At 43.1% G+C, this 13687-nt stretch carries 10 protein-coding genes; 9 read left to right on the top strand and 1 reads right to left on the bottom strand.

Going from position 1 to position 13687, the window contains the following annotated elements; all coding sequences use genetic code 11:
* Positions 1-100: 100 nt before the first annotated feature.
* The 5 genes from TY16_RS01670 to hpf all read left to right on the top strand — a co-directional run bounded on the left by TY16_RS01670 (position 101) and on the right by hpf (position 5646).
* Positions 101-943, top strand: coding sequence for a DegV family protein (locus TY16_RS01670; RefSeq protein ID WP_043929959.1), 843 nt, complete (start codon positions 101-103; stop codon positions 941-943).
* A 669-nt stretch (positions 944-1612) separates the two neighbouring features.
* Positions 1613-2617: a nuclease-related domain-containing protein gene (locus TY16_RS01665; RefSeq protein WP_231505673.1), complete on the top strand. Its 1005-nt coding sequence runs from the start codon at positions 1613-1615 to the stop codon at positions 2615-2617.
* Positions 2614-4140: a DEAD/DEAH box helicase gene (locus TY16_RS01660; RefSeq protein ID WP_052342556.1), complete on the top strand. Its 1527-nt coding sequence runs from the start codon at positions 2614-2616 to the stop codon at positions 4138-4140. Before TY16_RS01665 ends, TY16_RS01660 begins: the two co-directional genes overlap by 4 nt.
* A 28-nt stretch (positions 4141-4168) precedes the next feature.
* The gene (locus tag TY16_RS01655) at positions 4169-4885 is read left to right on the top strand and encodes a ComF family protein (protein ID WP_043929956.1); all 717 of its coding nucleotides are present in this window, start codon (positions 4169-4171) and stop codon (positions 4883-4885) included.
* Between the two features lie 209 nt (positions 4886-5094).
* Positions 5095-5646 carry a ribosome hibernation-promoting factor, HPF/YfiA family gene (gene hpf, locus TY16_RS01650; RefSeq protein ID WP_043929954.1) on the top strand — a complete coding sequence of 184 codons (552 nt, stop codon included), beginning with the start codon at positions 5095-5097 and terminating at the stop codon, positions 5644-5646.
* A gap of 108 nt (positions 5647-5754) precedes the next feature.
* Here hpf and secA read toward each other — a convergent pair whose 3' ends face one another.
* Positions 5755-8259 carry a preprotein translocase subunit SecA gene (gene secA / locus TY16_RS01645; RefSeq protein ID WP_043929952.1) on the bottom strand — a complete coding sequence of 835 codons (2505 nt, stop codon included), beginning with the start codon at positions 8257-8259 and terminating at the stop codon, positions 5755-5757.
* A gap of 949 nt (positions 8260-9208) precedes the next feature.
* Between secA and TY16_RS01640 the strand changes: the two genes are divergently transcribed.
* Genes TY16_RS01640 through TY16_RS01625 form a run of 4 tightly spaced genes read left to right on the top strand, consistent with a single transcriptional unit; the run spans position 9209 to position 13542 of the window.
* Positions 9209-10615: a cytochrome c3 family protein gene (locus TY16_RS01640; RefSeq protein WP_043929951.1), complete on the top strand. Its 1407-nt coding sequence runs from the start codon at positions 9209-9211 to the stop codon at positions 10613-10615.
* Positions 10616-10645: 30 nt separating this feature from the next.
* Positions 10646-11812: a NapC/NirT family cytochrome c gene (locus tag TY16_RS01635; protein ID WP_043929949.1), complete on the top strand. Its 1167-nt coding sequence runs from the start codon at positions 10646-10648 to the stop codon at positions 11810-11812.
* A gap of 55 nt (positions 11813-11867) precedes the next feature.
* Positions 11868-12560 carry a tetratricopeptide repeat protein gene (locus tag TY16_RS01630; protein WP_043929948.1) on the top strand — a complete coding sequence of 231 codons (693 nt, stop codon included), beginning with the start codon at positions 11868-11870 and terminating at the stop codon, positions 12558-12560.
* A gap of 16 nt (positions 12561-12576) precedes the next feature.
* Complete coding sequence (locus TY16_RS01625; protein WP_043929947.1) at positions 12577-13542, top strand: 6-bladed beta-propeller; 966 nt, start codon at positions 12577-12579, stop codon at positions 13540-13542.
* The last annotated feature ends 145 nt before the right edge of the window (positions 13543-13687 follow it).

Here is a 13687-nt window from a genome sequence, read left to right as displayed (position 1 = left end):
AGCGGAAATTAACCGAGTTGCCTCTTACAAAGGAAGGTGCAATCTCACCCTGCTTACGCTACAATATAAAGATAGATAATTGAGCGAGGATGGTACTTATATGAAAACGGCTGTTGTAACAGATAGTACAGCATACATACCGAAGGAATTACGCGAACAATTGAACATACATATGATCCCCTTGAATGTTATCTTTGGTACAGAGGCGTACCAGGAGGAAGTTGAAATCACTGCAGCAGATTTTTATGAAGAAGTGAAAACAAAAGATCTGCCCACTACTTCTCAGCCGCCAATTGGGCTGTTTGTTGAGCTTTTTGATCAGCTGGGCAAAGAATATGATGCCGTCATCAGCATCCATTTATCAAGCGGAATTAGCGGTACGTTCCAGGGGGCGGTCACTGCAGGGTCAATGGTGGATGAGATTGCTTTGTACCCATTCGATTCAGAAATCAGCTGCATGGTGCAAGGCTTTTATGCCATTGAAGCAGCTGAATTGGCTAATCGCGGTGAAAATCCGGAGGCAATCATGAATCGCCTTGATGAAATGAAAAAGTCCATGCGGGCCTACTTTATGGTGGATGACCTTTCCCATCTTCAGCGCGGCGGCCGGCTCTCAAGTGCCCAGGCCTTGATAGGCAGCCTGCTTCAGGTAAAGCCGCTTCTTCATTTTGAGGATAAAATGATTGTTCCTTTTGAAAAAATCCGTACACGAAAAAAAGCTATGAACCGAATTGTCGAGCTTCTAACAGAGGCAACGGCTGCTGAAGGTGAATACGAGGCAGTCATTATCCATGCCAATCGTGAAGCAGAGGCAATTGCTTGGAAGACTGAGCTTGAAACCAATCTTCCACAAGTAAGGTTCACGGTAAGCTATTTCGGTCCGGTTATCGGCACCCATTTGGGCGAAGGTGCCATGGGGTTAGGCTGGTATAAAAAAAGATAGTTTGGTAAGGCCATCTCTTTTGGGATGGCCTGTTTTTTTGGCGTTAAGAAAGTTTTATTTAATGAGTACATTTGGGTTAATTTGCAGAATCTGCGATGAGAGATTTATCACTCAAGTTTGTGAAGTCTTGAACATTTCGTTAAGTTTCATTCCAAAAGACCCACATTTACCCAATCTTTGCCAAAATGGAAGAGAAAGGATTTATACAAGTCCATTAAAATGAGGGTGATTATATGGTTTATGATTTGGTATTATTTCATCCACCGACCTGCTCCTCTTGCCCGAGAAAGAAAAACAGGCAGGGCTCGCCCTCATCAAAAAGGAAGTCGAAGAAGTCAACCGCCACAGCATCTGCGGCAAAAATGAACTAAAGTGGGAAGTATCAAAACGCTACGCGGACTTCTTTACACTTGGACGAATCGGACTAGAATTCAAAAAAGTCTTCATAAAATCGAAAATGTGTTCATAAAATCTAGAAAGTATTCATATATTCAAAAAAGTATTCATAAAATCGAAATAGTATGTATATAATCTGGCGAGTTAATAGCACGCCAATATACTATCTTACTAGAGTTCACATTTTTTTCACAAAACGATTAAAAGTATAGCAGGAAATTACCTACTACCTAAAGAAAGTGACAATAACAGAAAGGAGGATAATTTTTGAGAGTGAATGAAAGAAAAATCCCTTTAAAGATTCTCCAGCTGGAAGCACTGCTGAGAAACATTCCCAAAGAGAATCCGAAACAATCAGCAATTGAAGGTGAGCTTTCCCGCCGAAAAGCCGGATACTGGGGAGAAACCCAATTGGATTACTATCTGAAACTCCTGCCTAATGAGAATTACTACATCGTTAATGACCTCCGGCTTCCCTTCAAAGATGATTACTTCCAAATCGATTGCCTCATCCTAACTCGAAGATATTGCTTGGTCATTGAATCTAAAAACTTCAAAGGAATCCTCTTTTTTGACGGTGTTTTTAACCAGCTAATCCGTATGGATGGAGATACTGAAGAAGCTTTTGAAGACCCAATTGCCCAAGCTGAAAATATCATCATCAAACTAAAATCCCTACTAACAACATACTTTCCAGACCTTCCGTTTGATTACCTCATTTCAATTGCCAGCCCAAAAACCAAATTACAGACTAATACTGAAAAACCAGACAGGATAGGCCATGCATATTCCATGGCACATAAAATATTTCATTTGGAAAGGTTCTATCAAAAGGAAGTAATCACTGACAAGCAAGCCCAGGAAATCTGTAAATACCTTCTCACTCTAAACACACCCTATGAAAAAAGCATCCTGCCTGAGTTTAATTTAACGAGGAAAGACTTGCCGGATGGAGTAACATGCCCCCATTGTTTTACCCAAATGACTTATGCCAGGGGGAGAGCTCATTGTTCAACATGTAAGAAAGATTTCCAGGAACCTTATTTAATAAAAGTGATCGATTACTTCCTGCTTTGTGAGCCGACTGCCACAAATTCGAAGCTAAGAGTATTTTTGGGTTTTCCGGAACGCCATCATATTACCCACTTTTTAAGGGGGTTAAGGCTCCCTATTTCAGGAAGTGGAAAGGGCCGCAATTACCATAGGCCTGATAATGTAAGAGAGATTCTGGCAGACCCTTTATTACTACTAAAAAAACAACTCGAGGGCACCCAATGAGGTTCACGCTAGAAAACAATCTCATAACTCCGACTCTTCCAACCTATCTCAAGTCAGGAATTCCGCAATTCCCGTCCGGCTCAAAAAGAATCACCGATCTTACGTCAATTCCGCAGCCGCAGCCAAACTCCCTTTTTAAACCCAACCCTGAGCTTCAATCCATCCTAACAGGCAAACAGCTGCTTCTCGATGACCTGGAATTCTCCTTACAAGATATCCATCAGCATTATGAAAATGGCTATGTCCAATATAGAAAAGGGATAGTGGGAAAGGCAGGTCATCCTGTCTGTGCGAGGTGCGGCAACAAGGATCCAAAGCTATTCGCTTCCTTCCCCTGTACCAGGTGCGGGGAGAGGTGTACCTATTGCCGCAACTGCATTATGATGGGCCGCATCACGGAATGCACGCCATTGATCAGCTGGGCCGGCCCGCCACCTCATTTCGACCCTCCTAAAAAAATCCTTGAATGGAGTGGGACGCTTTCTGCCGGCCAGCGAATTGCTTCGAATAGCGCAATCGAAGCGGTCCAGCAAAATTCAAGCCTTTTAATCTGGGCAGTTTGCGGAGCTGGAAAAACTGAGCTTCTATTTGAACCGATTGAGGCTGCACTTAAAGACCAGAAACGAGTATGCATTGCAACACCGCGTACGGATGTTGTCCATGAGCTTACCCCGCGCCTCCAGGCTGCTTTCCCTTCTATAAAAATTGCTTCGCTCTATGGAGGGAGCGAGGACCGCCATACATATTCACAGCTTACAATTACGACAACACACCAGCTTCTTCGTTTTCACTACGCATTTGACACGATGGTTATTGATGAGGTCGATGCGTTTCCTTATACAGCAGATGAAGCACTTCAATATGCAGCAGAAAAGGCGCGGAAGCCTATATCATCGACTATATTTCTGACAGCGACACCGAGCAGGAAGTGGCAGCGGGAATGCAGGTCTGGCAGGCGTGCCCATATCACTATTCCAGCCCGTTTTCACCGTAATCCTCTCCCGGTTCCTGAATTCCGCTGGTGCGGCAATTGGAAGAGTCAGCTTCAAAAAGGAAAACTGCCTTCTGAATGTCTTCGCTGGATTGAAAAAAGGCTTTCGGCCAAGAAACAGGCACTTGTCTTTTTCCCGCATATAGAATCCATGCAGACGGCCTTGCCTATTTTACAAAAAATAAATCCTGCCATCCAGTCAGTCCACGCTGAAGACCCTGATCGAAAAGGAAAGGTTGGCAATGCTCGCTCGGGATCTATTCCAATTTTATTAACTACGACTATCCTGGAACGCGGTGTGACGCTGGCCAATATCGATGTTGCCGTAATTGGAGCTGAGGACCGGATATTTACTGAGAGCGCGCTTGTCCAAATTGCCGGACGGACTGGGAGGAGCGCGGCTCATCCGGAAGGAGATGTTACCTATTTTCATTTTGGGAAAACCATTGCCATGGAGAGGGCCAAAATCCAAATTCAAATGATGAACAAAGAGGCAAAAGTTAAGGGGCTTATCAAGGATTCGTTGGGATAATCAGGGCATACTATAAAGGGATGAAGAAATGTTATTTATTAATGAGCGATGTGTACTTTGCAGTGGCAAGACCGGTGAAGAACCAAGCTGGACAGTTTTGTTTTCAGCCTCAAAGGAGGTGGAAATATGCAAATCTTGTTTTTCGAAGCTGGAGCCGATAAAAGGGGAAGTGTGCAGGATTTGTGGCAGGTTGTTCACTGGCAAGGCTCAAAATTTCCGCACTGGAGACCTATGCCATGATTGCCACCGCTGGGAGCGGGATCCGGAATGGGCGGGACTGCTTTATCAAAATAAATCGATATATGTTTATAACGAGTTTTTTAAAGAAGTAGTTGCCAAGTTTAAATATCGTGGCGATTATCAAATTGCAAAGGCATTTTCCTATGAAGTTGCCAAAGTTATACGTTCATTGAAAGCGGATAGGATTGTTCCAATTCCGCTAAGCGATGAACGGCTTTATGAAAGGGGTTTTAACCAGTCAGAGGCCATCTTGCATGAGGCTGGAATTAAGTGGTCAGCGCTCTTAAGCAGGGAGCATGCTGAAAAGCAGTCAAAGAAATCCCGAAAGGAACGAATACATTTACCCCATGTGTTCAATCTGGTGGATCAAGGCAGCCTGGGCGGGAAAAGGGTGCTGCTTGTCGACGATATTTACACAACCGGCTCAACCCTCCGTCATGCCGCAAAATGTTTGAAGGAGGCAGGGGCAAGGGAAATCATCTCATTTACAATTGCGAGGGGGTAATTGTCATGGTTCAGCAAAGACATTTCGACAAAATTTGCTTCATCATTTAGCGCCTAAATCACCTTTGAAGCCCATTGGGGAAGGGTTGTCACTATTTGGCTGTTGCTTTTGTCATAGATTCGACAAACTTTTTGTTCTGTTTTAGAAGGATTCTCATAGGGTAGAAGAGAATATAGTTTACATAGTCTTAACAAAAGGAGGCGTTTCACATGAATTTCAATATTCGTGGTGAAAACATTGAAGTAACTCCAGCAATACGTGAGTACGTGGAAAGGAAGATTTCCAAGCTAGAAAGGTATTTTACCGAAACACCGCAAGCGAATGTCAATGTAAACCTGAAGGTGTTCCAGGATAAAACATCCAAAGTAGAAGTAACCATCCCGATGCCGCACCTCGTCCTCCGCGCCGAGGAAGGCCATGAAGATATGTATGCCGCAATTGACTTGATTACTGATAAGCTTGAACGCCAAATCCGCAAACATAAAACGAAAGTGAACCGTAAGTTCCGTGAAAAAGGCGATTTTGCTGCAATGTTTGCCAATGGTGAGAACTCTCAGGTTGCAACTTTTGACGAAGAAGATGAGCTTGAGGTGGTCCGTCAGAAGAGCTTCGAACTGAAGCCGATGGACAGTGAGGAAGCAATTCTTCAAATGAACATGCTTGGCCATAGTTTCTATGTTTTCACAAATGCTGAAACAAACCGTACAAACGTTGTCTATAAGCGCCACGACGGCCGTTACGGCTTGATTGAAGCTCATTAATGAATAATAGCAAATCCGGTTCCCGAAAAGGAACCGGGTTTTTTTAAGGGTATAATTCAAATTGATGTTAAAAAGGAGCAGGCACAGGCCCGCTCCTTTTTAAATATATTAAGCCCCGTGGCAGTTTTTATATTTCTTGCCGCTTCCACAGTAGCATGGATCATTGCGCCCGATGTCAACCTGTTTGGTGACAGGCTTTTTCTTGCTGGCTTCCCCGTCTGCCTTCGGATTGACAGCAACGCCCTTGGCAACTTCCTGGCGCTCCAGGTTATTGCGGATTTCTGCCTTCATAATGTAACGGGCTGCTTCATCCTCGATTGAGACAACCATGTTCTCAAACATTGCATAGCCTTCATGCTGGTATTCGCGAAGCGGGTCGGTCTGAGCGTAGGCACGAAGGTGAATGCCCTGGCGGAGCTGGTCCATCGCATCAATGTGGTCCATCCATTTTGAATCGACCGCACGAAGTACGATAACTTTTTCAAACTCACGCATTTGCTCTGATGAAAGCACTTCTTCCTTCTCATTATAGCGCTCAATTACCTTAGCAAAAATGGTTTCCACCATTTCATCCTGGAACTTGCCCTTCAGGTCATCAATTGTTATGTCGCCTTCGCGAAGCAGGTTGGCATGTACCCAATCGACAAGCGCATCCAGGTTCCAACCCTCTTCATCCCCGCCACGTGGCGCATGGGAATCCACTGCACGCTCGATTGACGATTTAATCATGTTCTCTACGATGCTGCGTAGATTTTCCGCTTCAAGAACGTCATTACGCTGCTTGTAAATGATTTCACGTTGCTGGCGCAATACGTCATCGTACTGAAGGAGCTGCTTACGGGCGTCAAAGTTATTTCCTTCAACCCGTTTTTGAGCTGACTCGACCGCGCGAGAAACCATTTTGCTTTGAATCGGCTGGGAATCATCCATGCCAAGCCGTTCCATCATGGCCTTCATATTATCAGATCCAAAACGGCGCATTAGCTCGTCTTCCATCGATAAATAGAATTGAGTAACACCCGGATCTCCTTGACGGCCTGAACGTCCGCGCAGCTGGTTATCAATCCGGCGTGATTCGTGGCGTTCTGTACCGATAACGGCAAGACCTCCAACTTCCTTTACACCTTCGCCAAGCTTGATATCGGTACCTCGGCCTGCCATGTTGGTTGCAATTGTAACCGAGCCGCTTTGGCCGGCTTCAGCAATAATCTCTGCTTCACGTCCATGGTTTTTCGCATTCAGGACGTTGTGTTTGATCCCCTTTTTTTGCAGGTACTTCGAGATCAATTCTGAAGTTTCAATTGCAACCGTGCCGACTAGGACAGGCTGGCCTTTTTTATTGCGTTCGGCAATGTCCTCGACAACAGCACGGAACTTACCATCCATCGTTGCGTAAATCAAATCCGCACGGTCATCACGGACAATTGGGCGGTTCGTCGGAATAACGACAACGTTCATATTATAAATATTGCGGAATTCCTCTTCCTCAGTCTTAGCCGTCCCTGTCATTCCGGCGAGCTTTTCGTACATACGGAAGTAGTTCTGGAAGGTGATGGTCGCAAGAGTCATACTCTCGTTTTGAACTTCCAGACCTTCTTTTGCCTCTATAGCTTGGTGAAGGCCTTCGGAATAACGGCGGCCTTTCATCAAGCGGCCGGTGAATTGGTCAACAATAACGATTTCGCCGTCCTGTACAACATAATCCACATCAAGATGCATCGAGACGTTTGCCTTCAATGCCTGATTGATATGGTGATTCAATGTTACATGATTGATATCGAAGAGATTTTCAATCCCAAAAGCTCGTTCTGATTTGGAAATCCCCTGCTCAGTCAGCATAACGCCTTTTGTCTTTTCGTCGTACGTATAATCTTCATCCTTAGTTAGCGTCCGGACAAATGCATTCGCCTGGATGTAGAGAGAAGTCGACTTTTGAGCAGTTCCGGAAATAATCAGCGGAGTCCGCGCTTCATCAATTAATATGGAGTCAACTTCGTCTATGACCGCATAAAAAAGTGGGCGCTGGACCTTTTGTTCCTTATAAAGAACCATGTTGTCGCGAAGATAGTCAAAGCCGAACTCGTTGTTAGTACCATAGGTAATATCAGCTGCGTAGGCTTCCTGCTTTTCTTCTTTTGTCATGCTGTTCAGGTTCAGGCCTACAGAGAGACCCAGGAAATTGTAAAGCTGTCCCATCTCGGTCGCATCCCGGCTCGCCAGGTATTCGTTCACCGTGATAACATGGACGCCCTTGCCGGAAATAGCATTTAAGTAAACCGGCATGGTTGCTGTCAAAGTCTTACCTTCACCAGTCTTCATTTCAGAAATGTTCCCTTCGTGCAGGGAAACACCGCCCATTAGCTGGACGTGGTATGGATAAAGGCCGAGAACGCGCCTCGCACCTTCACGGACAACCGCAAACGCCTCGACAAGCAAATCATCCAGTGATTCACCATTTTGATAGCGCTTTTTGAACTCCTCCGTCTTTTCGCGGAGCTGGTCATCAGTCAGCTTTTCCGTTTCGTCGGCAAGTGCCTCGATCCGGTCAGCAATTTTTGTAAGCTTCTTGATTTCGCGTTTGTTCATATCAAACAGTTTATTTAAGATGCCCATCGTTACGCTCCTTCTATATATACATTCCAATCCATAAGAAAAAAGAATTCGTTATCTTCTAGTAAATTCCTGTAAAAACATTTCGGCAATTTCTTTTACCATCTTACCACTTCAGCCAAGCAGTGACAACCGAAGGCATACTGATTCGGACGTCTCGAAAATAATGTAAACAGATAAAAATTAAGTCATTCTCACGCATAAGCTTAACCTTACTTTTGAATGATGATGGAAGAAATGATTACACTTCATCGCTAGCAAATGCTAAAGAAAAAGCGAGAAATAATGACTTCTGTAATACATGCCATGGAAACAGGCCCCCAAGCCACGGGGAGAGCGGATTATGGCTGAAGGGACACGCTCCTTCCGCCAAGACAAATCAGCAAAAGGCTCAATGTGCTGTATGCCATGATATTGAGAAACTACTCCCTAAAGAAGAGATAAAGGCGCCAACTGATGTGTATTGTGAATATTGCCATAATACCGGCTTCTTGGGAGACTTTAACTAAAGATACCAGGAGAATGGAAAAGCAATGGGGAAATTCATTGTTTTTCCTCTGTTCATACTTTCTTCACATCTTCCTCACAAGTTTCACACCACTTCCACATAAATTCTTCATGTGATACTCATAATTTCCTCACAACTTTCTTTTGCTGAATTATGTAATCGTATGCAAAAAAACGCTTTAAAATCGCATGATATTTGGATATTTATGCAATATATTTTATTTTTATTAGTATGAACCAACTTACCACTACCTCTATGTTATAAAATAAAACCTTGATAAATCAACGTTTAATCTTTGTTTGTCGAACCGGATTCAACGACAATCTTCGTAAAATTATTCACAAATTGTACATTGGAAAATAACCTCTGAATATTAGATACTACCTTTAGAGAGGTAAAAATGGAAATAAAAGTAGATAGTTTAAACAGAGAGGGTGAAACAGCGTGGCCTTTTGGAGGAAATCCAAAAATACAGAGACAATTAGCCCTGAGACAGAGACAAGGGAAGGTAAAAAGAAAACAGGCCTAATACGCAGACAATGGCACAAGATCAAGAATATAGACTGGAAGAATCCAGTCAACCGCTGGAAATTAGGCTTCGCATTATTGTTCGCGCTGATTGCTATGAGCGGAACAGTATATGGAGCAATTGCTTTCACATCAAATCCAAGCTTTTGCGCCAGCTGCCATGAAATGGCCCCAGAATACCAAACATTCAAGGCGAGTGCCCACAGCGAAATCAAGTGTACCCAGTGCCACATTGAACCGGGTGCGAAGAACATGGTCCTGCACAAGATCGAATCAATGAAAGAAGTGTACTACCACGTTGTTGGTCCGCCGGATCCAATTGTCCAGACTGTACCGGTCATGAAAGTCAACTGCGGCCAGTGCCACTCGGATAACAGACTTGTAACTGCAACAGGAGACCTGAAAGTAAACCACAAAGGACACGTTAAAGAAGGTGTTCCTTGTATCACATGCCATGCCGGTGTTGCCCATGGCAAGGTTGTAGACCGAGGAATTAACGGCTCTGAAACATACGATTTTTGGACAGAAGAAAATGTCGATAAGCTCATGACAAAAGAATACATCAATCCTAATATGGGAACTTGTATCGACTGCCATGACAAAGTGAACAAAGGGCAAAAACCTTGGGAAAATATTGCATACAGCCTTCCGGTAAATAATCATGGAGCACCTGGGAAAAAGAGCGGCCATGGATCAGAAAAGGCTTTAACGACAGAGAAAGGCAATGGAGAGGAAGCAGTGGCGGAGCCCCACGAAGCAACTGTGACCGGAGTTCAGGGCAGTGAGGAAACAACCAAGAAGACCCAGAAAATCATTCTGCAGGCTCTTGGAAAACAAACCGAAAACGTCGAACTTTCAATGGAATGTATGACATGCCATAAGCAAATTTCTATTCCAGAAAATCACCAGGATAAGAAATGGAATCAAGGGCACGGTGCAACTGCTATTAAGGAGCTTAATCAGTGTCTGGATTGCCACGAAGATTCAAAATGGATTCGTGATATAGAGAAACAGGACATAAAGACTCTAATCAATCAGGAAAAAGATGAAAAGTATGTTCCAAACGTCAAGGTTGCCAAGGATAAATCAAGAGAGAGCGCATTCTGCTCCACTTGCCACGCGGAGCGCCCTGAAAGCCATGGAGACAGTGATTCCTGGCTGACAAAACACTCTGGAAAAGCAAAAACGAACGAGTCGAAGGCTGAATGCTTTGTATGCCATGACAATGAAAAACCAGCTGAAGATGTTAAGTCAACTGCACCAACAGATGTTTACTGCCAGTTCTGCCACAGGACAGGTTTCAAAGGTAAAAAAGGAGCTTAATCCTTACTATAGAACTGGAGGGTCAGTTTGATGGAAGATGAACAAAAAAAGGATCTGCCGGCCCTTCCCCGTTTTCGCAATAAAATCTTTAAGATTCTAACCATAACCTTGTTGTTTCTAGCCCTATTCTTTTCAATTGGATTGGTAGGGCTGGAGGCGACATCCAGCTCCGGATTTTGCTCTTCCTGCCACGAAATGAAGCCGCAATACTTTACGTGGAAGGCATCATCCCACGCTCAGGTGGATTGCGTTAATTGCCATACAGAACCTGGGGTCAAGCAGACCACAAAGGATAAAGCAGAATTAATTGTCAGCGCGTTGGGTAGCAAAGATGACAGTAATGTAGCACCCATTAGGATGACAAAAGAAATACCGAACAGCACATGTGAAAAATGTCACAATGTTTACAATCGGGAATTCTCTGTTTCTGGAGATATTATCATCCCTCATGATAAGCACAATGATGAGGAAATTGAATGTACCCAGTGTCATACGGGGATAGCACATGGAAAGATTACAGATAGGGAAATGACATTTAAAACAGATTATGACAAATGGGATGCCGAGTTGGGTAAGGCAGCCATGGCAGATCTGAAATTTTCAAAGCCTGATATGGATACCTGCATTGATTGTCATAAATCCAGAAATATTTCAACGGAATGTAGTACCTGCCATTCTTCAGGCATGGTACCGGAAAGTCATGAAGTAGCCGGATTCAAAACAAAAAACCATGGAAAATTAGCGAAAGCTGAATTAAGTGATTGTAATTTCTGCCACGGGCCAATGTCGACATCGAAGTTGGAGGGTTATGAAGACACGTCAACTTTGGATAAGTATCTTAAAACGGAAAGTAAGCAGTCCCATAAAGATGAACGAACATATGCAAAGGAAAACAGCTTTTGTTTGGACTGCCATAATAAACGGCCTGAAAGCCATAGGGATTCATTTTTCAGCACCCATGGAACACAAGCCAGTGAAAATGAACAGAAGTGCTATACTTGCCACGACCCAAATAGAACTCAACCTGATGGAAATAACACGGTCAATTGTATTTCATGCCACCAAATGAAACATCAAAATAAGTGGCGTGAAAACCATCCGGTTCCATTAGGAAATGTAACAAAGCCTCAGGAAACCTGCTATAAGTGCCATGTTAAAAAGACTTGTACCAATTGCCATAGAACGACTAGGGACTAAAGGGAACGATTATTTAATGCCTAGCGCGGTTTAAATTTTTGTGAGGAGGATTCATATGGAGGCCCATAAAATCCCGAACAAGCCCGAAGAAGCAAATGAATCACGTGTAGAAATGAAAAACAACAGCTTTACAAAAATCCAGGGATTATCTCTCATTATCGGAACGCTGCTCATAAGTCTAATAAGCGGATATCTAATAAGTGATAAATACTTTTGGGATAATGATACAAGCAGGCTTGACCAGCAAGTAGCGTATTATGAGGGTCTGGTAAGCAAGGAACCAAATAATCCTGAACATCGTGTTAATTTGGGATATTCATTGCATTTGGTCGATAAAAGTGATGATGCAATTAAACAATTGCAGATAGCAACAGATCTGGATAAGAAAAACGTTAGCGCATATTTTAACCTTGGCCTTGTTTATAACGACCAGGAGCGTTATGACGATGCACTAAAACAGGCAAATAAAGCTGTTGAATTAGCACCTAGGGATTATAAAGGATTTTTATTGGAAGGCATGGTTTACAGAAAGTTAAAAATGTATGACGATGCTATAAAATCCCTTCAAGAAGCAGATAAATTAATGCCGGTAAATAACGATATTATTTTTGAGATTGGCAGAGTAGCAGAGGATCAAGGAAATATTGCAGATGCTGAAGAGCTTTACAAAAAGGCTTTAAGCTTTGACCCGCTTTATAAACCAGCTTCTGAAGCATTGGCCAGGTTAGCAGGCAACGACAGTAATTAATAGGAGATGACTAGAATTGAAAAAGACAACTGTATACATTTGGATGAGCGCAATGGTTGTACTTTCTGCTGCCTTATTCTTTGGCATCGCCTTGTTAGACCTTGGTCCAAAGTTAAAGCCGATGGTTGCAGCTGCAAATCCTGTAAGTGGAGAACCAGAATTCAGGCAAACCTTTTATGGCAGTTTTGAAAAACCGCTAGGGAAACCAATGGATGTTAGTAAAATAGGTGAGTTTATTTATGTGACGGACTCAAAAAATAAACACATTCAAGTGTTTGACCAGTCTGGAAATAGTGTCAGCCAATTTGGCAAAGAAGGTACAAAGGAAGGAGAATTGCAGTTTCCGTATGGAATTGACGGGGATAGCAACGAAAATGTATATGTAGCTGATTTGTACAATGGTAATATTTCAATTTTTGACTCCAAAGGAAAATTTGTTGGGTACTTTCCTGACAAGGAAAAGTTACTGCAGGCTCCTGGCGGGTTACGGATATATGATAAAAAGCTTTATGTGACTGATATAAAACAAAACAAGCTGTTTGTATTCGATCTGACAGGCAAGAAGTTGATGGAAATAGGCGGGGCCGGCCAGGAAGAAGGTAAATTTATTGCACCTAATGCCGTGGCGGTGGATCGTGATAATAAAATTTACGTAACAGATTCTGGTAATAACCGTCTCCAGATATTTGACAAGGACGGTAAATTCCTAAGTATCATTAACGGCTCCGAAAAAGGTGAAGGAGCTCCCCTGTTTGTTAATCCAAGGGGTGTAGGTGTTGATTCTGATGGCAACGTGTATGTCGTAAGCAATCTATCACACAACATTTATGTATATGATGACGAAGGAAATGAAGTGAGAGTCATGGGTGGAATGGGAACAGGAAATGGCCAACTTTATCTTCCGAATGGCCTTTACATCGATGATCGTGGTGCGATTTATGTGACCGACACTGTCAATCTAAGAATCTCAGTTTTTTACTAAAGCAGAACATATTTTAACTCATCGGAAAATGGTAATCTCCCATTACCAGGAACAGACACTACCTAAAAATGTATATATTACTTTCTTTAAGGAGGTGATGCGAAACAGATAGCCGTACAGTGTATACAAGTTGTAGTAAAGAGAA

This window comes from Bacillus sp. EB01 (assembly GCF_000613125.1).
Taxonomy (GTDB): Bacteria; Bacillota; Bacilli; order Bacillales; family Cytobacillaceae; genus Bacillus_D.
Note: the sequence above shows the minus strand (reverse complement) of the source record. Positions and strands in the feature narration are given on the sequence as shown.

Excerpts from the sequence above, each read along its gene's own strand:
- TY16_RS01670 (WP_043929959.1), top strand. The coding sequence starts at position 101 with ATGAAAACGGCTGTTGTAACAGATAGTACAGCATACATACCGAAGGAA.
- TY16_RS01660 (WP_052342556.1), top strand. The coding sequence starts at position 2,614 with ATGAGGTTCACGCTAGAAAACAATCTCATAACTCCGACTCTTCCAACC.
- TY16_RS01655 (WP_043929956.1), top strand. The coding sequence starts at position 4,169 with ATGTTATTTATTAATGAGCGATGTGTACTTTGCAGTGGCAAGACCGGT.
- hpf (WP_043929954.1), top strand. The coding sequence starts at position 5,095 with ATGAATTTCAATATTCGTGGTGAAAACATTGAAGTAACTCCAGCAATA.
- secA (WP_043929952.1), bottom strand. The coding sequence starts at position 8,259 with ATGGGCATCTTAAATAAACTGTTTGATATGAACAAACGCGAAATCAAG.
- TY16_RS01635 (WP_043929949.1), top strand. The coding sequence starts at position 10,646 with ATGGAAGATGAACAAAAAAAGGATCTGCCGGCCCTTCCCCGTTTTCGC.
- TY16_RS01630 (WP_043929948.1), top strand. The coding sequence starts at position 11,868 with ATGGAGGCCCATAAAATCCCGAACAAGCCCGAAGAAGCAAATGAATCA.